The sequence below is a fragment of the Nitrospira sp. genome, assembly GCA_029194665.1.
In the GTDB taxonomy this organism is placed as follows: Bacteria; Nitrospirota; Nitrospiria; order Nitrospirales; family Nitrospiraceae; genus Nitrospira_D.
Window position 1 is genome coordinate 1 of record JARFXO010000003.1, and the last position, 23,001, is coordinate 23,001.

The window sequence follows — 23,001 nt, forward strand, 5'->3', positions numbered from 1 at the left end:
GCGACACTCCGCCTTGCTGCGAATCCAGATGATTGCCCCGGGATTCGGGCGTATCCGACCCACGGCCACCCCTACCTTTTCGGTATGGTCATAAATTCTGAACCCTCTCATAAGTGCCACTCGCAAGAGCTGTGTAGGTATGTCGGTTGGTTCGATCCACCAAATGTGTTGTGCATGAAGAAAAGGGCTGCTGAAGCGCCATGAATAACCTTTTGACAATGGATGAAGCCGCGAAGTATTTAGGCATATCCAAATTGACCCTGTACGGATGGGTCTCCGCGAGGAAACTGGGGTACGTCAAAATCGGACGGCTGGTGAAATTTAAGAAAACTCAGCTGGATGCCTGGATCGATCAGCATACGATCACACCACGGAGAGACAGCCATGGGACTCACTAAGCGGCGCGATAGTTACTATGTAGAGTTTCCGGTGATCGAAAGTGTGGACGGAAAATCATTGGTCCTCGCGAGTGGTGTACGTGGTGCCCGTTGGAAACGCTGGAAGGTGGGGTGTCTCAATAAGACTGTTGCCAAGGAGATGGAAGCCACCATCAGGACACGACTCCTCCTCGGCCACGAGAAGACCGAACAAGCCAAGCCGATCCTCTTCAAAGAATGGGCGAAGGCTTACTTGGAGCTGGAAACCGTCCGAGGACTTCGTTCCTTCGTGGGACGAGCCTACAGTATCGACACTCACCTCATCCCGTTCTTCGGTCAGAAGATCCTGTCCGAGATCAAGCCTCAGGATGTAGAAGCCTTCCGCAATCAACGCACGAAACCCAACGGAATTAAGGCGAGTACACAGACAATCAACCATGATCACATTGCGTTGAAACACTGCCTGAACATGGCGATCAAGCGGGGACTGCTCCAGGCCAACCCCGCGTCCAGAGTCGAGATACCCAACCCCCAGAACGAACGGGATCGGGTGCTCACGGAAGAAGAATGGGGTCGGTTACATCAGGCCGCGAAGCCACACCTCCGCCCGGTTCTCCTGACGGCCTATCAACTCGGCCAACGGTTCGGGGAGATTGTGTCTCTGACGTGGGACCGTGTTGATCTCCGTCGGGGATTCATCAGCCTTCGAAGCCAAGACACCAAGACCAAAACCGGGAGGCGTATTCCCATGACCGCAGACGTTCGGTCAACCCTCCAACGCTTGGCCAAAATTCGCAGTCTGACCAACAACCACGTGTTCACCTACAAGGGCCGACCGCTTCAACGTATCAGCCGATCCTTCAGGACCGCGTTGAGAGATGCCGGAATAACTGACTTTAGATTCCATGATCTCCGTCATTGTGCATCGACAAACCTACGACGCGCCGGTGTGGATACAGCAACCGCGATGAAGATTGTTGGTCACAAGTCTGAGAAGATGTGGAAGCGATACAATTCAATCGAAGAGAAAGACTTGACGGATGCTGCTGTGAAGGTGCAAAAGTACCTTGACGTTAACACCCTAATAACACCAAGCGACATGGCCGTTGAGGGTCATTCTTCCAAGTAGTTGAAATATTTGCATGCGCCCGTAGCTCAGTCGGATAGAGCATCAGCCTTCTAAGCTGAGGGTCGCTGGTTCGATTCCAGCCGGGCGCACCAAACCGCACTTCGTGTGTACCGCCGGCTCACCAGGCGGAGCGTCTCTTCATTGTTGCTGGCGGATAAACACCTACAGTGTCGTCTGCTCTCTCCCCTTGCTCGACCCGGAGCCTATTCTTCTATTGTGGCGACGGGATAAATTCCTCCAGTGATCTGAGTTTCCGACTTCGCTCGTACCACGTGCTCCTTATCGTGCTAAGGCAATTTCCCGAACACTGCCTTGGCTGTTGCCATCAGAAGGTCATATTCCTTAGTAAATTCCATGCCTCGGTCTGGATCTTCCAGTAGACATTTTACGTTCGTGTCCCCTATAGTTTGATCACGACTTAATTTTCCTTGTGTCTTCGAAGGGTCTGATATTTGATGCGCCGAATCCTCCGACCGCGAGTCCTGGTAGGGACGTTGGTGGGACTGAGTGCTTTCTACTCGCTTGTTGGATTTGTTCTACTTCCCTATCTGATTAAATCCTACGTCGTTCCCAAGGTCTCGGATCAGATCAATCACCCTGTCGTTCTTCGCGAGGCCGCCTTCAATCCTTTTGCGCTCTCCATTCGACTGACCGGTCTGGAAGTGCGGGAGCAGAACCAAACGGCGATGCTGGGTTTTGAGGAACTGTTTGTGAATCTGCGCGCGACCACGCTGTTCTTTCAAAAAGTCGCGTTCGACGAAATCCGTCTTGTCATGCCGTTCCTGGCGCCCAGGGTGAGCCCTGAGGGGAAGATGAATCTGATGTCGTTGGTTCCACCGCAGGATGAAACTACACAACCACCGGCTCCACCATCGGGGGAACCAAAAAGAATAATGCCGGTGGAGATCGAGCTGCTGGAGATCACTCAAGGCATCCTGGATTACCGCGATGATTCCAAACCAAGGCCGGTCCTGATCGATATTGTCCCCTTTCAGATCGTACTGCGTGACTTCAGTACCGTTCCAAGCCAAGGTAGCGAGAATGCCTATGCCTTCAAGGCCGAAATTGGAAAGGACGGAAAAGTGGCCTGGGAGGGGACCTTCTCGCTGGAGCCGGTAGAGTCCGACGGCAAGTTGAGTTTATCTGGAATCAGGCTGCGGACGTTGTATCAAGCTGTACGCGATCAGTTTCAGTTCGATGTTCCGCAGGGCGTACTGGGCTTATCCGCCTCGTATCACTTTGACCTCCGCGGTCAGGCTCCTCAGGCAACGGTTAAGGATGGAACGGTGTCGATTCAGAATCTCGCTATCGTGGAACGGGATGGGATTGATCCGGTTGTCAGCGTGCCGGCATTTGATGTGGAGGGGATTCAGCTGGATTTGCAAAAGCAGACCCTCGATATCGCTAAGGTGCATTCAGCCGATGCGCGGTTCGAGGCCTGGATGGATCCAGGCGGGATCGTCAATTTCCAACCGCTGTTCACGCCTGTCGGTGAAGAAGGTGGCACAGCGGAAAAGGCCGTAGCCGCAAAGAGCGAGCGAGCCAAGCCCGGCAAGCCTTGGTCGATCACGGTGGCTGAGGTCGCGTTGCGAAACTATGGAGCCGTCTTTGAAGACCGAACCCTTGCACGTCCTGGACATGTGGACGTCGATGCGATGAATGTCACCGTAAAGGGTATTCAGATCCCGTTCAAAAAGTCGTTCCCCATCGACCTGTCGTTGAAGCTGAATGAGACCGGCTCCATCGCTGTGAAGGGGAAGGTCGGACTTGCACCTCCGGCTGCGGATACAGAGCTGAATCTGAAACATATCGAAATCCGCCCCTTCCAACCCTATCTGGATCGGTTCCTGAATGCCGATGTGCAGAAGGGGGCGGTCGATCTCGCCGGATCGATGCATTTCTCCAAGGAACATGCGAACGAACCGTTGATGCGATTTCAAGGAAATCTGGGGGTGAATCAACTGGCGATCGCGGATCGTACAGACCTCGACAATGTTCTCACCTGGAAGGCGTTGAGCCTGAACCGCATCGCGCTGGATGTGGAGCCGACGGCGGTGAAGCTTGGAGAAATTGTCTGGCAAGAGCCGTCCCTCCACATGGTGGTGGATTCCGAAGGCCGACTTAATCTCTCGCGTCTCGTTGTCACACCTCCGCCTGGCGATCAGGCGGCGGGTCAAAAAGAATCTGAGGGGGAGAAAACGCAAGCTAAGACAGGCGATCCTGCGCCGGTTACCATCGACCAGGTCAAGGTAGGCAAATTGGCCGCAACGTTTCAGGATATGTCTGTGGAACCACAGGTGAGAACCAGCCTCACGGAGTTCGGCGGAACCATCAAAGGACTGTCGTCGAAGCACCTGCAGAAAGCCGACGTCAACCTGAGAGGCAAAGTTGGAAGAGCGGCTCCCTTAAAGATAGTCGGAAAGATCAACCCACTGAGCGAAGATGCCTTCACCGATCTCAAAGTGTCCCTTGACGGGGTGGATTTAACGCAGGCCGGGCCGTACATCGGTAAGTATGTGGGCTATGGATTGTCGAAGGGAAAATTGTCGCTCGATTTGAAGTACAAGGTATCGCAAAAAGTGTTGGAAGCGGAAAATCTTGTGCAGGTCGATCAACTGACGTTCGGTGAGACGACGAATAGCACGGACGCCACGTCGCTACCAGTTCCGTTGATTGTGGCGCTCCTCAAAGATCGGAAGGGCCTCATCGAAATCGATATGCCGATTCGCGGCGATCTCAACGATCCGGATTTCAAATATGGGAAAGCGGTCATTTCGACGTTGCTCAATCTGCTTGGCAAGGTCGTCGCTTCGCCGCTTGCGTTAATGGGTAAGCTCGTGCCCGGCGGTAGCGAGGAAGATCTTCAAGTGATCGAATTCCCACCGGGAAACGCCTCGCTGGCGGACAGTGAACTGACAAAGCTCGACGCACTCGCGAAGGCGTTGGATGAGCGACCGGGGCTCCGGCTCGATATCAAGGGAACGACCGATTCGACTCTGGATGTGGCCGTGCTTCAAACGATGAAACTTCAAGATCAGCTTTTTGTAATGAACGGCGGGAAGAAGCCCGATCAAGAAGCGCTGTCGCCGAAAGAGGAGCAACGGCTTGTGGAGAAACTGTTTGCGAAACTCCCCATGCCTGATCCATCAGCCACATCCGCGCAGCCGACGGTGGCGGAAATGAAGCAACAACTCGCGTCGGCCATTCAAATTTCCCCGAGTGAATTGGAGACGCTGGCCCACCAACGCGCTGAGGCGATCCGTCACCATATTCTGGAAGGGGGAAAGCTCACAGAGGAACGAGTCGCTGTTCTCGATCCGGGCGTTGCTGAGTCCGGTCATGAGAAGGTGCGGACTCAGTTGTCGCTCTCTGCCGGGTCGCAGGATCGACCAGCGTCAATCTCTGATGAGATGCCCTGAGGGTCTATCGTGGTTCCAAACCCGGTTACTTCGCGCTGTACCGCATCCGCGTCCCGTGGAGAAGAGACAGCTCAATCTCAGAGGCGTTCAGTTCCTTGGGGAAGAGAGCGCCGGAAATTTTGCAGGCATTGATACTGGCTCCATCCAAGTTGGCCTTGCTCAAGTCGAGGCCTCGGAGATCGGACTGCCGAAAATAGCAGTCGCTGAAATCCAGCCCGTCGGCATCCAAGCCGCGAAGGTCAAGACCGCGCAGATCGCTTCCCCGAAGATCACATTGTTCTCCGGAGGCTTTCTTGGCGTTGAACTCCTTGACGCAGCCTTCACGCAGCATGAGGTACATCGGCTCCTTTGAGATATGCAGTTTTGTATGCGATCTGTCCGCGCCGGCCATGTTCGGCTCCGTTGAAATGGGTTGCTGAACCTCCTATCGGCAGAAGAGGCGAGAAGCTTGAGTTAAGCAGGAATGGAAATCCTAATCTCAGTTGTCAACTTGGAAAGGCGAGGAACTTCAAATACGGATCGCTTATGGGATGGCTAAAAAGACCGCCGGTTCTCACCGGTCGCGTGGTCCAGTGCCCGCCGCGGCAACGGAGCGGCTGCCGCTTCCGCTTCGAGGTCGCGGAGGAGTCGCTGAAATTCCTTGTCATCTCTGAGGAGCTTGGACGCCGCCGACAGGAGATGATCGAGCTGGTCATCGGTCAATGCGAGGTTGGTGGGAATGCTCATGAGCCGGGCATGCTCCTCAACATCCTCCAATTCCATCAGGCTGACATTGATGAAATAGATGTCGGCATCATGCGCGAACACGCTCGAAGCGGTTGGCGGGCGGCGGTGTAATTGCGCCCGCCATTGCGTCACGGCCTGGCTCATGAGTTCGAATGTGTCGGTGGAATAGCGATTGATCGGAATATCGACCAGAGCGCTGCCCACCCGCCAGAGATCCGGAATTTCGTTCAACGTATACTGGTTCACATTCGGGGCAGTCTCGGCGCTGACCATCAGATAGACGAGCTTTTTGATGTGCTTGACGCCGAGCAGTTGGAAGTAGGACTCAAGGTCTCCGACCAGTGCCGTCGTTTCCAGCACACTACGCATGCCGACATTGTCGGACAGTCCGCCATCCAATAGATGGACATAGGGACGCTTATCTGCATCCAGGTACGACCTGAGTTCGGTTGCCCGCCGGCGGCCCCACGTGGTCTTTCGCACTTCCGTAAAGCGGGCCGGGGGCTCAAAACCGCATTGCCCGGCGTAGTTCTTCATCGAGATCGGGCTGAGGATCATGGGTAGGGCGCTCGAGGACGCCGTCGCCACGGAAAGCGGTAGTTGGTTCAGGTCGGAGCAGATCAGATCGAACTGTCGCTGGTTGAACTCAAACCGCGAGAGCGTGGCCATGTCGGACGCATGGAGAAAGACGATCGGCCGCTGATGGCGTGAAACCAGGTCACCGAAGGTGTGGCCGTCGAAGAGGGCCTCATCCAACAGTTCAGAAAAGATGTGTGCGCGACCGAAGTAGGGCGACCACAGGCGAAGCCAGTTATGGGGCGAGCGAAAAATCCTCGCACGCAGCTCGTGCTCCCAGTTCTTTCGGAGAAAGCGGGATTCGAAGTCGTGGAAAATACGATCGCCATAGAGCGCATAATAGGCTGCCGTGAAGCTCCCGCCCGAGAGAGCCGTAATGACGTTCAGTTCATCGACCAGTCGTTCGGTTCTGCCTTCCCATCGGATCGGTGTCCGAGCCAATTCCCGAAGCACGCCATAGGAGAGTGCCGAGGCCCTTGTGCCACCACCGGAAAACGAGGCGATGATAAACAAGCTGTCCGAGCTGCCGGTCTTGGAGGGAGGCAGGTTGGTCGAACGATAGCCGTAGTTGACATCCCATCGGGCAAGCGGCGCATTCATGGTTGGACGCACATACTCACAGCCGAGCGTCACGCTCAACAGGCTACACAGGAGCCACAGCCCGGCACGATAACTGGGTTGAGTTGCCATATGAGGTACCTACCGTACGATCCCCCGAGCTTTTTCGAATGCTACATGAGGCTCACTCAGTGCGCGGGAGGGTATTTGTACGCAATTCCTCTGTAGGTCACATTGGTCCACTGTATCTCGCCGCTGCCTTGGCCAAAGGCACCCGTCTGTCCCGCACGATTGGTGAGCATTTGGAGAGTATTGGCTCCCATCTTATGGGTTTCCTTGTTATGTCCTCCGGATGTGACGAAAGTCTGCTCCCGGCGTGAGCCTTATCTTATGAGCCGGGTGGCTTTGTCAATAGTGTTTCTGCGGAGCTTTGTGGCGTCCTCCTGACTGCGGGACAGTTGGAGTCGGATCTGGCCGAGGCCGACGACGCAGGTCAGGTTCATCCGGGCAGGTCGACAACCCCGCGCTGACGATCAGATTCACCCGCCTACGAGGGAGCCACGGCTGAAAGCCCTAGGGCTTCACAGGCGACCTCTTGAACTTGTTCATTTGGACGCAGTATTGTAGGCAGACAGTAGAATTTTGTCGTAGGTGATCGCGAGACAAGGAGGTATCCCATGGCTATACGATTGGGCGACGATGCCCCGAACTTTACTGCAGAAACGACCGAAGGGACGGTCAATTTTCACGAGTGGCTGGGTAACAGTTGGGGCGTTCTCTTTTCACATCCCAAGGACTATACCCCGGTTTGTACGACTGAGCTGGGGACGATGGCTAAGATTTCGCCCGAGTTCAAGAAGCGGGGGGTGAAGGTCATGGCGGTCAGCGTTGATCCCATGGATTCGCACAAGGGTTGGATCAACGACATCAACGAAACTCAAAGAACGACGGTGAATTATCCCATCATCGCCGATCCGGACAAGAAGGTCGCCACGCTGTACGATATGATCCATCCCAACGCCATCGACAATATGACGGTGCGCTCGGTCTTTATTATCGGTCCTGACAAGAAGGTCAAGCTCACCTTGACGTATCCCGCCTCCTGCGGCCGGAACTTCGATGAGCTGGTGAGGGTGATCGATTCACTCCAACTGACATCGAAGTACAAGGTCGCTACCCCGGTGAATTGGAAGGACGGCGAAGATTGCATCATCACTCCGGCGGTGAGTGATGCCGAAGCGAAGGATCTCTTCCCCAAGGGATTCAAGACCGTGAAGCCCTATTTGCGCTATACTCCGCAGCCGAATCGGTAAACGTCGAATTGTTTCCAGCTGGACCGGCAGAAGGTGCTGAAGCGCCTTCTGCCCCGTTCGCCTACCAGAACATACCCTCTCCCGATCTCGCTGGTTGACCTGCTAGCGATATTGTTCACTCAAACGTATCGGGCAGGAAAAGATCATCGCTGGCTTTCGATGACATCCCCCTCCTCGCCACACGGATACAGTAGAGTCTGCGTTTGGCTGTCGGTGGGTGGGTAGAAGTACCGGAGCGTTATACAAGCACGAGGCCCGCGTCGCGGACCTTTTTCCACGAAGGGCTGCGCAGGAAGATGTTGAAGTCCGACAGCATCCCAGGAAACGAGTTACCGGCCTCCCGCATATGGGGATAGGTCTGAAATGCCTGTTGCGGGGTGGCATCTCTGATCACTCGCTCCAACCACCGGGCTTCTGGTTCCCGCAGAGAGATGCTGTGATCCTGTCTGGAACCGGTGATAGTGACGGTTGCCTTCTTTCCGATCTGCTTACAAGCCACCGCTCCACCCACCCAGACCACACGCCGTTCTAAGTCTGAATGATCATCGATCGGCCGCTTGGTGAGCACTCGTCTCAGCCATGTGTGAGGTACATGAGGGCGCGGGACCTCGTCATCGAACCACTGACGAACATCGAGATCGAGTCCCCGTCGTTCAAGGTAATTCAGGAGCGATCGTCGCAGCCCTTCACCGAGCCAGGTCGGCGCTTCCCCTTTATCATCGTGATGCAAGAGGTCATTCTCCGCGAAGCCTCGAAATTCCGGCCCGAGAACCCGTACACTATGAGCAGTGGGATCCAGCCCCACCGGGCTGTGAGCGGTGACGGTAAAACGATGCCAAAAGGCCGATTGAAGGAGATCTGCCGAGACAAGCTGACGGACTCGTTCAAGTGAGTCGATGGTTTCCTGAATCGTTTCCGATGGACAACCATACATGAGGTAGGCATGGATCAGGATGCCGGCTTCTTTGAACCCGGCGGCGACCAGCGCGGTCTGATCGACGGTAATGCCTTTCTTCATACTATCCAGGAGCCGGTCTGAGGCTGCCTCAAGACCCGCCGTCACCGCGATACAACCGGAGGCGGAGAGAAGGCGGCAAAGGTCCCGCGAAAAAGCAGTCTCAAAACGGATGTTCCCCCACCAGGTGATATCGATCCGTCGCTCCAAGAGGGCAAGGGCCAGTGACTTCAATGCTGATGGTGGTGCTGCCTCATCAACGAAGTGAAACCCTCTCCGGCCCGTCTCTGCGACGAGTTGTTCGATTTGCTGGATGAGCCGCTCGGTCGGAGTCATCTCGTAGCGACCAATATAGGTGAGCCCTATATCGCAGAACGTACATTGTTTCCAATAGCAGCCGTGTGCCACGGTCAGTTTATTCCAATGCCCCTCAGACCAGAGGCGATGCATTGGATTGGTACTGTCGAGAATGGTCAGGTAACGATCCAGTGACAGCCCGCGGTAGGTTGGACAACCGATGTCGTTCATCGTGAAGTCACGTGACAAGGGGTCATCGGCATAGACGACGCGATCGCGATGGCGATACATCGTGCGGCACAAAGATCTGCGGGGGCGCGAGCCGGAAATATGTTCAATTAAGGAGAGGAGGGGCCGTTCACCGTCGTCGAACGTCATGAAGTCGACATAATCAAACACACGAGGGTCGGTAACCCGGCGCAATTCCGTGTTCACATAGCCGCCGCCGATGGCCACAGGCAGATCAGAACGATACTTTTTGATCGCCTTAGCAATGAGGAACGCTCCATAGAGATTACCTGGAAACGGTATGGAGAGACCAACCAGCGATGGGTTGACGCGGTTGACGTGTTCCCAGAATGCATCCAGGAGCCATTCATCAGTCAGACTCGGTGGCTCATCCAAGGCGGTCACGATTTGGTCAAACGATGAGGCGCTGCGCCCGATATGTTCTGCGTATCGGCTCAAGGCGAAGTGCGGTGTAATGGTGGCTTGCACCAAATCGGCGAGATCTTCGAGGAAGAATGTCGCCCATTGTTTGGCTCTATCAGGCACTGATACAGAACGTGCGAATTTCCGGCGCCCCCGGAATCGCGGGCCCTGGGGCAACACTCCTGGTCGAATCAAGCGAGCGGCGATTTCAGGAGTTTTGCTCTGTAAGAAGGCGATGACCGGTCCGATCATTTTCACGTAGGTCTGTTCGTTCCTCATCATGCCGAGGGCTTCCTTGGGGAGGGAACCCTCCCGGCCGCGAAGTTGTCGAAAGACAGTTCGGATCCCCTCGGGGCTGAATAGGCGCAACGCCATCTCGATGCCCAAGTCGGCTTGCGCTGCCTCAATTCCACGAGACTGAAGAAACCCAGTTAGATAGGCGGTGGATGGGTAGGGGGTATTCAGTTGAGTCAAGGGAGGAATCACCAACAAAATACGGGGGCAAGCCATGGTTTCGGCATAACATACGGATCGACGGGAATGCTACGTCTCAGAAAGGTGAAAAGCCGACCGATCTGCAGAGGCGGTACACGACAATTGACATCGGCCAATTCCAAATGTAGCCGGCGTTTTCGGGGATGCGACTGGGTGGCGTGTGAGGAATGGCCGTAGTTAGCTATTTCTTTGTATCCAGGATGCTGCCGAGTAAGGTATCTCCTGTTTGCAAGGTCTGGAGATTCGCTTGAAAGCTGCGTTGAGCCACGATTTTCTGCACCACTTCCTCGCCCAGATCCACATTCGAGAGCTCAACCATGGTTTGATTGCCGCCTGTGTCACGAAGAACGCTTGGACCGGATGAGTCGTCTTTCTCAACAACAGGGAGGACCCCACCGCTTGGGATTTCGACGAACTCTGTTCTGGATTTTTTGAAGCCGTCGGTATTGACGTTGGCAACATTGTGGGCCACGACCTCAATCTGCTTGCCGAAGGCAGTCAGGGCCGAGAGAGCTGTATGGATGGCGGAAATCATGCGGCACCTCCATTCTGGTGAGGCTGGAATGTAGCGGAAAGCACCAGGGGAGCGGGAGGGAAACCTCGATCGGTCAGGTCATCGGTTGTGTGGCAGCTAGGCTGACCCTGGAACATGTTCCGTCCCTGTTAAGGTCCCTTGGCTTTGCGTCCCACCCTCTCGGGTGGTTTGCCTTTTTCACCCTGTCGAAAACTGTATCGGCCGTTTGACCTATGACTTGAGCATCTGATGTGGTTCAAGTGTAGGAGAGATCGATCTGCGGCAACTGCGGACGACCGCCACGAACCGGCAGAATCGAGCCTTTACGGTACAGTGGATGGTTCGCATATGACCACGAGTGGTGGCCGCGTTTGGTCGCCTGCGGCATGACCTTGCCAAGTTCAGCAATTCAGAAAACACACCTAGGTACCGATAAGGTAGGGCTGATGGACCGAGTGCATTGTGTCGGTGGAGCAATAGTGATGCAGGTCAACGGATGACGGTTCCTGCCGCACCCATTCCCGAGTATCCTTCCAGTGGTTCGCTGGCTTGGCTGTCGACCCGAGAGGATGTCTCCCTCATTCTCGAGACTTCGACAGAAGCGATCTTTATTACGGACCAAGAAGGTCGAATCCTATTTCTCAATCCTGTCGCCAAACAACTTGTCGGCAGAATGCGAGACGTGATCGGACTGGGGTTTCACGACCTTATTGGATGCCTGACGCCAGGCGAGAGTGAGGTAGCTCAGTGCCCGTTCACTCGGATGGTGAATACCGGCGAGCATGTCGTGATCCCTTCCCAGTTTTGGAATCGAGAGGATGGGAGCCGGTTCGAGTTGTCACTGTCGTTCTGGCCGAGAATGCAGCAAAGCGTACACGTGGGTGGCCTGGTGGTTGTACGCGACGTGACCGACGCGATGGAGATTCAGCGGGATGTCGATCGCGCTGCACGGTTGGCCGAGGATGCGCCGAATCCTATCGTGGAATTTGACTCGATGGGTGTCATGCTCTATGCCAACACCGGTATGCTGAACTTGATGGGAGAATGTGGACTTCTTGAAGCCGGTATCGAAGTGATGTTCCCGCCAACTCTATCAACAATGCTGCAGGAGTGCCTCGTGAACAATTCCGCGCTGTTGCGGGTGGAACATGCCGTGGCGGATCGAGTTATTGCCTGGTCGTTTTTCCCTTTGAAAGAGCTAGCGTTGGTCCGTGCGTATGGACTTGATATCACCTCGGATGTGGTCTTGCGCCGTGCGAAAGAGGCAGCCGAAGAGTCAGCCCGAGCGAAGGGAATCTTTCTCGCCACGATGAGCCATGAGCTTCGGACCCCGATGAACGGGGTGCTGGGATGCACGCAACTCCTCAAGGACTCCTCGCTCACCGATCAGCAGCGGGAGCTGATCGAGACGATGCATCGCTCCGGAGAGGCATTGTTGGCGCTGGTGAACGACATTCTCGACTTTTCAAAGATCGAAGCCGGCAAGATGACTCTGGAGGTGGCCGATGTCAATCTGCGCGCGCTGATCCGCGACGTCACGACATTGGCGGAGGGGTTGGCTGCCCAAAAAGGTCTTACTATTTCGGTGAAGATTGATGCCGATGTTCCGGAAGAGCTTCGAGGCGATCCGATCCGGCTGAGACAGATCCTCTTCAATCTCGTCGGGAATGCGATCAAGTTCACAAAGCATGGAGGGGTCACCATTGCGGTGTCGCTGAGGACGAAACGGCAGGAGAGCTCGGGGACCGTGTTTCTGCAGTGGAGCGTACAAGATACGGGCATCGGGTTGACCCCAGAGCAACAAGCCCAGCTGTTTAAGGCCTATGTACAAGCTGATCTATCGACCGCGAGACGATTTGGGGGAACAGGCCTTGGTCTCATGATCTGTCGTCAACTCGTCGAGTTGATGGGAGGGACCATCACTGTCGACAGCTGGTTCGGTCATGGCAGTACGTTCGTCTATACCACCAACCTCCTTCCGGCCATTCATCGAGATCCCGCAGTATCTTCCCTGGGCGCGGGTCAACGCGGTGCGGGCGAACCGCTGGAGCCGCTGCGTGTCCTGGTCGCGGACGATAATGAAATCAATCAAGTTGTCGCCTGTAAGTTTCTACAAAAGCTTGGCTGTCAGGTCGAAGTTGCCCGTACAGGCTGCGAAGCGGTGGAGGCCATCACCCGAACGGCCTATGACGTCGTATTGATGGACTGTGAGATGCCCGAGATGGATGGTTATGAAGCCGCCAGGGAAGTTCGTCGTCGCGAGGAAGGGACGTTGAACCACCTGCCTATCATGGCCCTTACCGGTCATGCATCCGACGAGGATGCCCAGAAGTGTCGTCAGGCCGGGATGGATAAAGTTATGACCAAGCCGTTGACATTGTCGGCGCTCCGCGCAAATCTCCAGGAGTTGTTACGGCACGCCGATTGTTGATTCCAGAGAGCACCCCAATACCCCGCCTGTTCGATAGCGGTGGACTCTGCCGAGCTACTTCGGTACAGTGGGCGCATGAATACCGGTTCCGCTTCCGATCGATTTCTTCTCTATGGCGACTTCAACTGTCCCTTCTGTTACGCGCTGCACGAACGGCTGCACGACTTGAGTTTGATCGACCGGTGTGAGTGGCGTGGAGTACAACACGCACCGCAGTTGCCTCGCCCTATGAAGCCCTGGAGCGGCTCCTTGGGGGCCGAGTTGCGGCACGAGGTCGCGATGGTGCAGCGGTTGGCACCGGGATTGCCGATCGCGTTGCCGCCTGGGAAACCGAATACTCTGCCGGCGATCGAACAGGCGGTTGGGCTCCTACGAGAGGATCTACGGAAGGGGATGGACTTTGTTCGGCAAACCTACCGTGCTTTCTGGTGCGATGGGCGAGACATTTCTGATCCGCTGATTTTGAAGCAGTTGGCGGGAGAAGATTTTGCTGAAGACAGTGATGGGCAGAACCAAGTCATCGCACAGAAGTGGGAAACTGCTTGGCATGCGACAGGTCAAAATGGAGTTCCCCTCCTCGTGTCTCCAGACGGCGATCTGCTCGTCGGTTGTGTATCCGAGGAGCAGGTTCGACAGTTCTTTCTGTAACCGATTTACGTCAGGAGCCGAGAAGGATTTCTGTCAAGGAACGTCAATTCAGCAACGGCTGATTTATCCAGGTCACCTTTACCCAATTCAATCAATCGGCGATATTGATTCAACGTTGCCTGTGCGAGTGGTAGGGAGAGGCCGACCAGTTTGGCCAAGTCGAGCGCGATGGCCGAGTCTTTCGCGGCATGGGCTGCCGAAAAGTAACAGTCGTGGGTACGTAGCTGCATATCCTCTCCGTCTGTTTCCAATACCCTCGAAGCCGCTCCGGTCTGGCTGAATACCTCACGCAGAAGAGTCAGGTCGATCCCCAGCGCTGCCCCCAGTCCTAACCCTTCGGCCAACGCGGCGGTGTTGCTGTTCATCACCATGTTGACGAGCGCCTTGACTTTTGCCGCCTCTCCGGCCGGGCCGACATATCGGACCTTCGCGCCGAGGGTCTCCAGCAGGGGGAGAGCCCGATAGAACACGTCCTGCTTGCCTCCGCACATCAGATGCAGGGTGCCCTCGCGCGCTTGGGTTATGCTGCTCGCCATGCATGCTTCAAGAGTCGCACCACCACGCCGTTCGACCGCCTGTTCAAGGTCGATGTGGAGAGCCGGGGTGAGAGTCGCACAGTTGATGAATAGCCGGTTTGTCGCATGAGCCATTAGCCCGGTCGGGTCCTGCTCTGCGTAAATCTCACGCATCGCATCGTCATCCGATACGACGGTAATGACGATATCCGATATCTCAGCAACACGTGCCGGTGATCTGGCCGCTTCCGAACTCAGCTCTTGTGACAAGGATTCCGACACGTCGGTATGGCGGTCCTGAACAGCCGCGATGAGGTATCCTCCTTCTTTCAATCGGCGGGCCATATTGGCGCCCATTCGACCGACTCCGACGAAGCCGATGCGAGCTTGTGTGTCTGCCATGAGAGAGCATCCTTTCCTGATCCATGCGACCAACGATGGGGCTAAAGCTGATGGTCCTCTGTCGGTTCAGGAAGCACTTTGGTCCATCGAAGGTTGGTCTTCCCATCGCTCGTGGTAAATCCGTGGTCATGGAAGGCGATGATGCTGACGCGTTGTTGCTGCTTTTGGACAGGTCGGAGCTGGGGAATGCCCTCTTTGGTTTGCACGGTCCCGCGGAACGTATCGACAATCAGCAGGTCGGTCGCGGCGGAAGGCTTGATGGCCCACACGAAGGTGGCGGAACCTCCGGCATAAGTGCCTGATCCCTCCCATTGGCCAACGAGGTCAGGATCGACCGTCTTGAGTTGGAAGACCGGCACGCTGGTGGCTTCGCGTCTGAGTTTCCATAGCTCGGCTGGGATGAGCGTTGGGTTTTGATCGATTGAGAGTCTCTTCCAGGTCGCTTGAACACTGCCGGTGCTGGCGAACGAATTCGGGATCGTCTTGCGGTACGTCCCTTTCCATCCAAGGCCCTTAAACGTGTTCGCCCGCTCGAGTGACCACAGGCCTGCTTCAGCGTTCAAGATGCCGTCAAACTGCATCATCGATGAGAGCGACCACTTCAGATTGGGCTGAATGATGAGGAGCATGTCATGCTGTGTCGTACCCCGTGTGACATGCGCGTGCCAGGTTCCTACTAGGTTTGTCGGGTCAAACGATGCAGTTCTTTTGGGCCCGGCCTGGCTATCAGAAGGGGTGGAGAGTGTATGCGCCAGCGTCACCGGGGCCGGCGAAGCGACGGGCTCAGTGTGGGCTCCGCGGCTGGGTATGTGGGTTGAGTTGGAGACTGAGGCTGCGGTTGTGGCTGAGGGAGGGAGAGTCGCTGTTGAGGATGCTCCGTACCGGGCTGCAACCGTCCTTCCCAACTGAGTGACAGACTCACCGAGCTGTTTCTGTCGGGTTGAAGCAACAATCACGGTCACGAATGCGTCTTTGTGCATGAAGGTCAGTCTAGACAAAGTCGGAGAGGAGTCAATTCTCACCGCTCCGTCGCCCAGGCCGGGAATGAGCTGGCTGTCACGGCGCAGACGCTCTTTATTGAACCATGTCCGCCGTTCCTTCCCGGGTGATTCATCAAGCTGGACCGTGACGGAATTTCCCTCATTACGCTTGGCTTTGAAGATACAGGTTGTCGGATCGGTCAGCGTCCCGTCCTGAACCGGCTCCCCGAGCGCCCCTTCCGCGTCTACAGCGGTCACTAAGGAACAAGGGGATGATTTTGACCCGAACAGACTGGATGACTCGCTGCATGAAAGAAGCAAGGGAGCCAGTCCGAGAAATGTGTAGGGTAGTACTCGTGAGAACATCGCAACGTTGCCTCAATGGTCCTGGGACCGCGATTGTACCGTGAATAAGTTGAGGAGTGCCAGATGTGCTCGACCGCAGCAGTCTACGTGTGTTGGAACGCCGGAGTCCTTTGGTCGTGAGGGGAGAGTAACGACCCGCAACAATCAGCCGGCCACAAATCTCAAGGCCACGCCATTGATGCAGTAACGGAGACCGGTGGGCCTCGGCCCATCCTTAAACACGTGGCCTTGGTGGCCCTCACATCGCGCACAATGGACTTCTGTTCTGGGCATGAAGAGTTTGAAATCGGTTCGGGTCTCGATCACGCGTGGATCGATCGGTTGCCAGAAGCTTGGCCAACCGGTACGGCTGTCGAACTTGTGCTCGGATGAAAAGAGCGGCAGGTCGCAACCGGCGCAATAATAGACCCCTGCTTGATGATTCTCATGCAGTGGGTTGACGAACGCTCTCTCCGTATCTTCGTGCCGCAAGACACGATAGGCGGCAGCCGGGAGCTGTTTTTTCCATTCGTCATCCGTTTTCGTGACCTTAACGATGGAATCGATCTGAATAGTAGGCGGCATGGGAATTCTCCTTCCTCGGTAGTGTGATGCCTCTCAGTCGGAAGGCCCGGCGAAGTCTTACAGGGCTCCTCAAGAGGCACGGTCGCCCTTTGATAATAAAATGGTACGGTTCAGGAACCCAGAATGCAAGGGCTCAAGATGAGGCCTCATGCGCATGAGTTCTGCGAAGTAGCCTCCGCATGTCTCTAAACGATGGATGGGGCTCTGTCAGTTCCGGGTGAGCAAGGTCGATCTGAATATCATAGAGCGAAGTGTTGACGTTCTTGACCTGGACGACCGGGTACCAACATTCATACCGTTGTTCCCAGCGGTCGCGATAGGCTAATCGAAGATAGCCTCGGCTCAACAATTTCGCGCGGATCGGCTGATCTTGGCTCAGGACGATAGGAACCAAGCGGCGTTGATCTCGATGGCCTTTGGGATGAATGAGTTGGATCGAAAACCGCCCCTCCCATCCTGCCAATTGGACGATGCAATCATGGGCTGCTCCATGGCCCATGTTTTCCACCTCAGGTGTCAATGTGACCATCTCTCCTGCGTTCATCGCCGACATGTTGGTGATGCGAAGAGCCGGTTGATAGGCTTGAAACTCGCGTCTGATCTTGCCGGCGAATCTATGCCACGCGAAAGCGCCCACGCCACCAATGACGAGTACAACAAGCAAGGCGATCAGCACTAACCAATCCATGGCGAAGGTGCCCTAATGGGAACAGGTGCCGCTCGATCGGAGACGGAGAAACCCTACGTGGAGGAGAGGCGAGAGTCAACTGACAGCCTGCGCACATGAAGCCGTCACTGACCGACCTCTGCAGGTACATCCATTCCTTCTGTCTATCACGCTTTAACCCAGGGGGGTACTACATGAACAGCGTTATAAGATAGGCTTGAGTGATGGCAACATCCAGAAATGCTTAGGCGGCTTTGCGGCTGTCGGTTAGAGCAAAAAGTTTGTCGGTTACTGCTATATTCGCTTTGATCTTCCGGGCGAGGGCCGTGCCTTTTGCACTGAGCTGCAGCTTGACGATCTGCCTATTCGAGTTGACCCGTGGCTTGCGTATCCATCCCTGTCTCTGAATAAGCTGGACGGCCTTGACCGTTGAGAGATTCTGAAGACAGAGCGCCGCGGCGATCTCCATCACCTCGCATTGAGGATGCCGGTCAAGATAGAGCAACATACTTGCTTGGAGAGGAGAGACGCCAAGCGGATGCAAGCGATGACGGAAAAGACCCTGAAGCCGGAGCACAGTTTCGAGAGAGGAGGGCTTGCCGTTGTCACGTTGAGATGAATTCACAGAAGAAGTATAGCTGAAGATCGTAGAACCGGAAAGTGGTGGTGGCTCGCATCGAATGCATGAACAGCCGTGAGCGGGCCTCTGTCCCTCTGCAGAAAGCTACGAAAGATTTTTCTCTTCGACGGTGATGTCTCCCAACTTCGAAATCTGAATGCGCTTACCGGGATTCTTGAGGACCTTCGGGATCACCTTGTTTTCTACGAAATGCTGCAACTCTTCGCTAGACGTGTGGTCGGCTAAAAACTGTTCATTAAAGATCAAGTGCCAAGACTGCTTCTCGACGCTGTGGTGAAAGCCAAACGTCGGTCTGATATTCTGATTGAACTTGATGTCTACAAAGTGTTTTTCGAGACATTCTCGTATGGTCTGAATTGTATTTGGATCAATGCCACATTTATCACTGCCCATAGAGTGCTCCATAGGTGAGTGTGAAAGAAAAGTTTACGAAAATACCTTTCGCAGCTCTAGCGATTTTGGAGGTTCGGCCAAGACAAGATTCGTGTGGTGGTCACTTGCCTTTCGGTGGCGCCACGCCGACCCACACGTCTGCTTTATCCCACCGAGGAGCCGGGAATCTTGCCATCAATGATTAGTTGGCCATAGACAAGGCATTGGGCCGTGGCTTCGGCCTCCGTCGCATACCGACCAGTCTTCACGAAATGCCGACTGTCCTCCTCGTCGTCAACCGCCCATGAAATGAAGACATTCAATTCCCATTGGCCGGTATCGACGAGCTGCCGAGGCGCAGGTTGAATGGTGAACCCCTTATAAGTCACCGCCTGGGTCATTTGCTGTTAGCCCTTATCTAACGACTTCCCCGTCGGCAGCTCGCCCTTCTTTTCAAGCGGTGGCACTAGAGGGTCTTGTGTGAGAAAGTCCTATAGATTCTGAATCACTCAATTGATATATGGCGGAGGGGGCGAGATTTGAACTCGCGGATGAGTTACCCCATCTCCGGTTTTCAAGACCGGCACGTTCGGCCGCTCCGTCACCCCTCCAAACAGAACTTGTTCGACCTGGAGCGCTTACGATTGAGCGCGACAGGATAATACCACATTAGAATTCTATCCCTTTTCTATCCGTTCCATTCCTCCCATATACGGCCTCAGCACCGAAGGTATCTCAACCGAGCCGTCAGGCTGCTGGAAATTTTCCAAGATGGCCACCAAGGTTCGCCCGACGGCCAGTCCGGAACCATTGAGCGTGTGCACAAAGTCCGTCTTTGCCTCTTTCTTTCCCCCGGTTGGGCGATACTTGATGCTCGCTCGCCTGGCTTGAAAAGATTCGAAATTACTACAGGACGAAATCTCCCGGTATTGTTGCTGAGACGGCAGCCACACCTCAAGGTCATAGGTCTTCGCCGCAGAAAATCCCATATCACCGGTACAGAGTGTGATAACGCGATAGGGAAGGTTCAATCCCTGCAAGATCGATTCGGCATGGCCCGTCAGCCGCTCCAGCTCTTCGTACGAACGATCCGGTGTCGTAAATGACACAAGCTCTACTTTGTTGAATTGGTGAAGCCGAATGAGTCCTCTCGTGTCCTTTCCATATGACCCTGCCTCTCGTCTGAAGCAAGGAGTATAGGCTGTGTAGCGGAGCGGTAAGTGGTCTCCACCTAGGATCTCCTCACGATGCAGGTTCGTCACCGGCACTTCTGCGGTCGGGATCAAGAAATAGTCTTCGTCCTTCATACGAAAGAGATCTTCTTCGAACTTGGGAAGCTGACCGGTTCCCGTCATCGATGAACGATTCACCATGAAAGGAGGAATCACCTCTCGATATCCATGTTGGGTTGTGTGTAGATCAAGCATGTAGTTGATCAGCGCTCGTTCCAGCCTAGCACCTGCCCCGGTCAGGACGGAAAACCTGGCTCCTGCAATCTTCGCGGCTCGATCGAAATCCAAGATTCCGAGGTTCTCTCCGATTTCCCAATGAGGTTTGGGAGGGCTTGAAAAAGACGGTATGGTACCCCATCGACGGACCTCGACGTTTTCTGATGCATCAGCCCCTACCGGGACCGAGGCATGTGGGAGATTGGGGATGCGAAGCGCAAGGTCACTCAGCGCCTCCTCGACTGTTCGGAGTGTTCCCTCGCTGTCCTTGATGCGATCACCCAGTCGCTTCATCGCCGCCATGGCTTCTTCAGCCGGTTCTTTGGCTCGACGCAGGCGAGCAACCTCTTCCGAGCCCTTATTGAGCTCGTACCTCAATTGCTCGACCTTCGTCGTAACCGCTCGCCGTTCTTCGCTCAATGTTTGGAGATCAGCCCACGGAACATCGTTCCCGCGTCGTCCGAGAGAGGTGCGGATATGGTCGAGGTTTTCGCGCAGATATTTCAGATCGTACAAGGGTCACACTTCACGAAGGCGGTTGGAATCTAGCACCTGGGTCGAGGAGAGTCAATGAAACGACCGGTGACAACTCGAGGCAGCCGGACGTGGACGAAGCCTTTCGATCCTTGCGTCTATTGCATTTCCCACTGATGGCCCATCAAACCCACGCGAACGCGACGCCTGGTGGGATCGTCCTGTGGTTTGCCGTCGCGCAGCTGTTCATCCGCGCGGCGCAGACTCACTGAGTTCCTTCAAGAGAAAATCTCGAACCTTTTCGCGCGCGTCTCGCGAAGGCTGTCCCGCCTCGCCTTGCTCTCTCCACGAACCGACCAATGTGCTGTGAGCCTTGGCCGGCTTTCCGTTCATCCGATACTCGATTTCTCCATCGAATCGAAACCGGTCAGGGAAACGCTTCCGCAACGTGTTCATTTTATCGGGATGCGAGATGCAGTCAGTTTGGAACCTCAATCCGAAAATCTTGGCCCTGCTGCGTTCAGCGTGAGCGATATCTTCTGGAGAAATACCAAGAGACTTGTGGTCGGCATCCGTGTACCACCAGAAACGGAGGGGGAGGGCAGGCTGCGCCACCACCACGGCAGCGACCCGTGGGTGATCAAGCAGGGCGACAGGGATCGAGCCGGTCAGACAGTTGCCAATGATGCCGATGGACTGTTGCGTATGCCGTTCTCCGAGCTTCTGCACCACCCCTCGCAGCCAGTTTACGATGGGAGCGCTTCGCTGAGAGGGGACGCCCCATTCACCGCCGGGGAAAAACTCCATTGATCCTCGGAACCAATAGGCCGACAAGCCCTTCGTAAGGGAAAACTTGCCTTTCTCGCCGAATAGCAGCGGCGCATATATAGTGAAGTCCTTCGAGAGTTCCTCGGCGTAGGCCAGTGTCCCAGGAGACAGGCCGGTCAACTCATGGAGCAGAAGCACCGGAGGCTTGCCGGTACCGTCATTCAGACAGAACACCGAATGGGTGATCCTTCCATGCGAGAAGGGTTCGCCGAAACACTCGACCCAATTCCGAGCAGGCGCACCTTCTTCTTTTGTGTGCGGCGCGCACATCCCCAACTGTGTTGCTCCACAGCCTGCCTGAAACAGAAGTAGCGTGGTGATGATGGTTCGTAAGCACGAGAGCCGTGGTTTGCCCGTCTCGCATTTCCGGTGCAATGTGTTGCAGTTCCTGACGTGCATACCGTGAAGCAAACCAGCGGAAGATTGCCCGCGTCCGAGGACCGGTGCAAGGCCCCCTTGTCTGTTCGGCCGCACATCCTGTGATAGGTCCATTTTGAAATGGATGTCCCTGTGTGTTAGTCTCCGCCTCATGCAGGAAGATGATCTCTCAATTCCTTCGACGCCGGAGTCTATCACCACGGCTTGGCTCACGACGATGCTGCGGCGTGCCGGCGTGCTCGACCGGGCCGCAGTGGTGGGGATCACTGTGACGCCGGTTGCCGGAGGCAATGGGTTTGTCGGGCAAACAGCCCGCCTTCAGGTCGCGTATGATGCGCCAGAAAGCAGCGCTCCCGCCACCGTCTTTGTCAAATTGTCCTCAGCGGATCCCGCTGTCAGGCAGCAACTGCGCAGAGTGGGAATCTACGAGATCGAGGCAGGTTTTTATCGAGACGTGGCTCTGCAGCCGGCCTTCCCTATACGCGTGCCCCGTCCGTACCTGAGTCGGTATGACGAAGGCACGAGTGCAAGTGTGCTGTTGCTGGAAGATCTCAATTCGGTGGAGTTCGGCGACAATCTCACTGGTTGTTCCGCAACGGACGCTCAGATTGCTGTGAGGCAGCTCGGTCTCTTGCATGCTCACTATTGGGGCGCCCCTCTCCTTAACTCCCTCTCATGGTTGCGTGCCCTGACCGATGAGGCTCAGGCAAGAGCGGCTATTTACCAGGCGATGTTGCCCCGCTTCGAACAACGGTGCGCTGGATTTCTGACGCCAGGTTTACGTGAAGCCGCACGAAGATTCGCGTTGGTTTTTCCGGAATATTCTCAACAGTGCTCAACTGGTCCTCAGACACTCACGCACGGCGACTTCCGAGCCGACAATTTGGCATTTGCCCACACAGGCGAGGGACGAGGCGTGACCGTATTTGATTGGCAGGTGGTACGGCGCTCTCGCGGCCCGCGCGACCTTGCCTATTTTCTATCAGGTTCACTGTCGGTGGAGCAGCGTCGGACTCTGGAGGAGTCGCTGCTGGGGTTGTATCATGAGACACTGAAAGCGAACGGCGTGGAAGGGTATTCGACTAGAGACCTCCGCCGTGACGTTCAGGTCGGGCTCGGCGCTCCGTTGACGACATGGGTGATTGCCGCTGGCATGCTCGACTTCTCTAGTGAACGAGGGACCGACTTGTTGAAGCGAGTGTGCGAGCGGCTTGGCGCATCGCTGGAGGATCATCAGTTTATGAGCTATCTCGACGAACTTGCCTGACATGGCACTGA

General features: G+C 55.5%; 20 protein-coding genes, 2 tRNA genes and 1 riboswitch. Of the genes, 8 read left to right on the forward strand and 14 right to left on the reverse strand.

Going from position 1 to position 23,001, the window contains the following annotated elements; genetic code table 11:
- The first annotated feature begins 200 nt into the window (after positions 1 to 200).
- The 4 genes from P0119_09425 to P0119_09440 all read left to right on the forward strand — a co-directional run bounded on the left by P0119_09425 (position 201) and on the right by P0119_09440 (position 4,925).
- Positions 201 to 398, forward strand: a complete 198-nt coding sequence (locus P0119_09425) for a helix-turn-helix domain-containing protein (GenBank protein MDF0666275.1) — start codon at positions 201 to 203, stop codon at positions 396 to 398.
- Positions 385 to 1,506: a tyrosine-type recombinase/integrase gene (locus P0119_09430; protein MDF0666276.1), complete on the forward strand. Its 1,122-nt coding sequence runs from the start codon at positions 385 to 387 to the stop codon at positions 1,504 to 1,506. The genes P0119_09425 and P0119_09430 overlap by 14 nt, the downstream gene beginning before the upstream one ends.
- Before the next feature lie 15 nt (positions 1,507 to 1,521).
- A tRNA-Arg gene (locus tag P0119_09435) sits at positions 1,522 to 1,598 on the forward strand.
- Positions 1,599 to 1,961: 363 nt separating this feature from the next.
- On the forward strand, positions 1,962 to 4,925 hold the full coding sequence (locus P0119_09440; protein ID MDF0666277.1) for a DUF748 domain-containing protein: 2,964 nt from the start codon (positions 1,962 to 1,964) through the stop codon (positions 4,923 to 4,925).
- A 25-nt stretch (positions 4,926 to 4,950) separates the two neighbouring features.
- On the opposite strand, the gene P0119_09445 is transcribed toward P0119_09440, so the two are convergent.
- Positions 4,951 to 5,316, reverse strand: a complete 366-nt coding sequence (locus P0119_09445) for a pentapeptide repeat-containing protein (GenBank protein MDF0666278.1) — start codon at positions 5,314 to 5,316, stop codon at positions 4,951 to 4,953.
- 143 nt (positions 5,317 to 5,459) lie between these two features.
- On the reverse strand, positions 5,460 to 6,917 hold the full coding sequence (locus tag P0119_09450) for a patatin-like phospholipase family protein (protein MDF0666279.1): 1,458 nt from the start codon (positions 6,915 to 6,917) through the stop codon (positions 5,460 to 5,462).
- A gap of 545 nt (positions 6,918 to 7,462) precedes the next feature.
- On the opposite strand from P0119_09450, the gene P0119_09455 reads away from it, so the two are divergent.
- A complete protein-coding gene (locus tag P0119_09455; protein ID MDF0666280.1) occupies positions 7,463 to 8,098 on the forward strand; it encodes a peroxiredoxin in 636 nt (211 codons plus the stop codon).
- Between the two features lie 238 nt (positions 8,099 to 8,336).
- Here the strand turns inward: P0119_09455 and P0119_09460 are convergent, their stop codons facing one another.
- Together P0119_09460 and P0119_09465 are read right to left on the reverse strand one after the other, a co-directional pair.
- Positions 8,337 to 10,511, reverse strand: coding sequence for a radical SAM protein (locus P0119_09460; protein MDF0666281.1), 2,175 nt, complete (start codon positions 10,509 to 10,511; stop codon positions 8,337 to 8,339).
- 166 nt (positions 10,512 to 10,677) lie between these two features.
- Positions 10,678 to 11,031 carry a flagellar basal body rod C-terminal domain-containing protein gene (locus P0119_09465; protein ID MDF0666282.1) on the reverse strand — a complete coding sequence of 118 codons (354 nt, stop codon included), beginning with the start codon at positions 11,029 to 11,031 and terminating at the stop codon, positions 10,678 to 10,680.
- A gap of 88 nt (positions 11,032 to 11,119) precedes the next feature.
- Positions 11,120 to 11,214: riboswitch (cyclic di-GMP riboswitch) on the reverse strand.
- Positions 11,215 to 11,506: 292 nt separating this feature from the next.
- On the opposite strand from P0119_09465, the gene P0119_09470 reads away from it, so the two are divergent.
- Both P0119_09470 and P0119_09475 read left to right on the forward strand, forming a co-directional pair.
- The gene (locus P0119_09470; protein MDF0666283.1) at positions 11,507 to 13,441 is read left to right on the forward strand and encodes an ATP-binding protein; all 1,935 of its coding nucleotides are present in this window, start codon (positions 11,507 to 11,509) and stop codon (positions 13,439 to 13,441) included.
- 75 nt (positions 13,442 to 13,516) lie between these two features.
- Positions 13,517 to 14,089 carry a DsbA family protein gene (locus P0119_09475; protein MDF0666284.1) on the forward strand — a complete coding sequence of 191 codons (573 nt, stop codon included), beginning with the start codon at positions 13,517 to 13,519 and terminating at the stop codon, positions 14,087 to 14,089.
- Positions 14,090 to 14,094: 5 nt separating this feature from the next.
- On the opposite strand, the gene P0119_09480 is transcribed toward P0119_09475, so the two are convergent.
- From P0119_09480 to P0119_09525, 10 genes are all read right to left on the reverse strand, one after another.
- A complete protein-coding gene (locus tag P0119_09480; GenBank protein ID MDF0666285.1) occupies positions 14,095 to 15,006 on the reverse strand; it encodes an NAD(P)-dependent oxidoreductase in 912 nt (303 codons plus the stop codon).
- A 41-nt stretch (positions 15,007 to 15,047) separates the two neighbouring features.
- Positions 15,048 to 16,244 (reverse strand): hypothetical protein, encoded by a 1,197-nt coding sequence (locus tag P0119_09485; GenBank protein ID MDF0666286.1) that lies wholly within the window; start codon positions 16,242 to 16,244, stop codon positions 15,048 to 15,050.
- Positions 16,245 to 16,496: 252 nt separating this feature from the next.
- Positions 16,497 to 16,916 (reverse strand): peptide-methionine (R)-S-oxide reductase MsrB, encoded by a 420-nt coding sequence (gene msrB, locus P0119_09490; protein ID MDF0666287.1) that lies wholly within the window; start codon positions 16,914 to 16,916, stop codon positions 16,497 to 16,499.
- Positions 16,917 to 17,049: 133 nt separating this feature from the next.
- Complete coding sequence (locus P0119_09495) at positions 17,050 to 17,604, reverse strand: hypothetical protein (protein ID MDF0666288.1); 555 nt, start codon at positions 17,602 to 17,604, stop codon at positions 17,050 to 17,052.
- 223 nt (positions 17,605 to 17,827) lie between these two features.
- Entirely contained in the window at positions 17,828 to 18,091 is a 264-nt protein-coding gene (locus P0119_09500; protein ID MDF0666289.1) for a hypothetical protein, read from the reverse strand.
- A 216-nt stretch (positions 18,092 to 18,307) separates the two neighbouring features.
- A complete protein-coding gene (locus P0119_09505) occupies positions 18,308 to 18,616 on the reverse strand; it encodes a hypothetical protein (GenBank protein MDF0666290.1) in 309 nt (102 codons plus the stop codon).
- Positions 18,617 to 18,759: 143 nt separating this feature from the next.
- The gene (locus tag P0119_09510) at positions 18,760 to 18,996 is read right to left on the reverse strand and encodes an HlyU family transcriptional regulator (protein ID MDF0666291.1); all 237 of its coding nucleotides are present in this window, start codon (positions 18,994 to 18,996) and stop codon (positions 18,760 to 18,762) included.
- 120 nt (positions 18,997 to 19,116) lie between these two features.
- Positions 19,117 to 19,206: transfer RNA gene (locus P0119_09515), tRNA-Ser, on the reverse strand.
- Between the two features lie 66 nt (positions 19,207 to 19,272).
- Positions 19,273 to 20,559, reverse strand: coding sequence for a serine--tRNA ligase (gene serS, locus P0119_09520; protein MDF0666292.1), 1,287 nt, complete (start codon positions 20,557 to 20,559; stop codon positions 19,273 to 19,275).
- Positions 20,560 to 20,763: 204 nt separating this feature from the next.
- Positions 20,764 to 21,519: a hypothetical protein gene (locus tag P0119_09525; GenBank protein MDF0666293.1), complete on the reverse strand. Its 756-nt coding sequence runs from the start codon at positions 21,517 to 21,519 to the stop codon at positions 20,764 to 20,766.
- 355 nt (positions 21,520 to 21,874) lie between these two features.
- On the opposite strand from P0119_09525, the gene P0119_09530 reads away from it, so the two are divergent.
- Positions 21,875 to 22,990 carry a DUF1679 domain-containing protein gene (locus P0119_09530; protein MDF0666294.1) on the forward strand — a complete coding sequence of 372 codons (1,116 nt, stop codon included), beginning with the start codon at positions 21,875 to 21,877 and terminating at the stop codon, positions 22,988 to 22,990.
- Positions 22,991 to 23,001 lie beyond the last annotated feature (11 nt).

Coding starts and splice junctions, on each gene's coding strand:
- P0119_09425 (MDF0666275.1), top strand. CDS start 201: ATGAATAACCTTTTGACAATGGATGAAGCCGCGAAGTATTTAGGCATA.
- P0119_09430 (MDF0666276.1), top strand. CDS start 385: ATGGGACTCACTAAGCGGCGCGATAGTTACTATGTAGAGTTTCCGGTG.
- P0119_09440 (MDF0666277.1), top strand. CDS start 1,962: ATGCGCCGAATCCTCCGACCGCGAGTCCTGGTAGGGACGTTGGTGGGA.
- P0119_09445 (MDF0666278.1), bottom strand. CDS start 5,316: ATGGCCGGCGCGGACAGATCGCATACAAAACTGCATATCTCAAAGGAG.
- P0119_09450 (MDF0666279.1), bottom strand. CDS start 6,917: ATGGCAACTCAACCCAGTTATCGTGCCGGGCTGTGGCTCCTGTGTAGC.
- P0119_09455 (MDF0666280.1), top strand. CDS start 7,463: ATGGCTATACGATTGGGCGACGATGCCCCGAACTTTACTGCAGAAACG.
- P0119_09460 (MDF0666281.1), bottom strand. CDS start 10,511: ATGGCTTGCCCCCGTATTTTGTTGGTGATTCCTCCCTTGACTCAACTG.
- P0119_09465 (MDF0666282.1), bottom strand. CDS start 11,031: ATGATTTCCGCCATCCATACAGCTCTCTCGGCCCTGACTGCCTTCGGC.
- P0119_09470 (MDF0666283.1), top strand. CDS start 11,507: ATGACGGTTCCTGCCGCACCCATTCCCGAGTATCCTTCCAGTGGTTCG.
- P0119_09475 (MDF0666284.1), top strand. CDS start 13,517: ATGAATACCGGTTCCGCTTCCGATCGATTTCTTCTCTATGGCGACTTC.
- P0119_09480 (MDF0666285.1), bottom strand. CDS start 15,006: ATGGCAGACACACAAGCTCGCATCGGCTTCGTCGGAGTCGGTCGAATG.
- msrB (MDF0666287.1), bottom strand. CDS start 16,916: ATGCCGCCTACTATTCAGATCGATTCCATCGTTAAGGTCACGAAAACG.
- P0119_09495 (MDF0666288.1), bottom strand. CDS start 17,604: ATGGATTGGTTAGTGCTGATCGCCTTGCTTGTTGTACTCGTCATTGGT.
- P0119_09500 (MDF0666289.1), bottom strand. CDS start 18,091: ATGTTGCTCTATCTTGACCGGCATCCTCAATGCGAGGTGATGGAGATC.
- P0119_09505 (MDF0666290.1), bottom strand. CDS start 18,616: ATGGGCAGTGATAAATGTGGCATTGATCCAAATACAATTCAGACCATA.
- P0119_09510 (MDF0666291.1), bottom strand. CDS start 18,996: ATGACCCAGGCGGTGACTTATAAGGGGTTCACCATTCAACCTGCGCCT.
- P0119_09530 (MDF0666294.1), top strand. CDS start 21,875: ATGCAGGAAGATGATCTCTCAATTCCTTCGACGCCGGAGTCTATCACC.